The following is a 656-nucleotide window of genomic DNA, read 5'->3' as shown; positions in this document are numbered from 1 at the left end:
CGCGGCGGCGGCGTCGGGCGTACGGATCCTCGCCGAGGAGCTGGTCGACTTCCGGCGGGAGCTGTCGGTGCTGGTGGCCCGCTCCCCGAGCGGCCAGGCCGCGGCGTACCCCGTCGTCGCCTCCACGCAGCGCGACGGCATCTGCCACGAGGTGGTCGCGCCCGCCCCGGACCTGTCCCCGGCGCTGGCGGCACAGGCCCAGCAGATCGGCCTGAGGGTCGCCGGAGAGCTGGACGTGACCGGGATCCTCGCCGTCGAGCTGTTCGAGACCACCGACGGCCGGGTGCTGGTCAACGAGCTGGCCATGCGACCGCACAACACCGGCCACTGGACCCAGGACGGCGCGGTCACCAGTCAGTTCGAGAACCACCTGCGGGCCGTGATGGACCTGCCGCTGGGCTCACCGGCGCCGCGGGCGAGATGGACCGTGATGGTCAACATCCTCGGTGGTGACGCCGACACCGGGCGGCTCTACGACGGCCTGCCCCACGCGCTCGCGCGCGATCCGCACCTGCGGGTGCACCTCTACGGCAAGGACCTGCGGCCGGGCCGCAAGGTGGGCCACGTCAACGCCTACGGCGACGACCTCGACGACTGCCTGGAGCGCGCGCGGCATGCCGCCGCGTGGTTCCGGGGCGACCTAGGAGAGACCAGTG

The 656-nt window shown here is 73.3% G+C and carries 1 protein-coding gene; it reads left to right on the top strand.

What is annotated here, in order from left to right; genetic code table 11:
* Positions 1 to 67: 67 nt before the first annotated feature.
* Positions 68 to 656 (top strand): ATP-grasp domain-containing protein (locus ACK4SE_RS14035; protein ID WP_409693956.1); only part of this gene is annotated, 589 nt, incomplete at its 3' end.

Origin of the sequence: Brevundimonas sp., from assembly GCF_046293315.1 — a bacterium.
Taxonomy (GTDB): domain Bacteria; phylum Pseudomonadota; class Alphaproteobacteria; order Caulobacterales; family Caulobacteraceae; genus Brevundimonas.
Note: the sequence above shows the minus strand (reverse complement) of the source record. Positions and strands in the feature narration are given on the sequence as shown.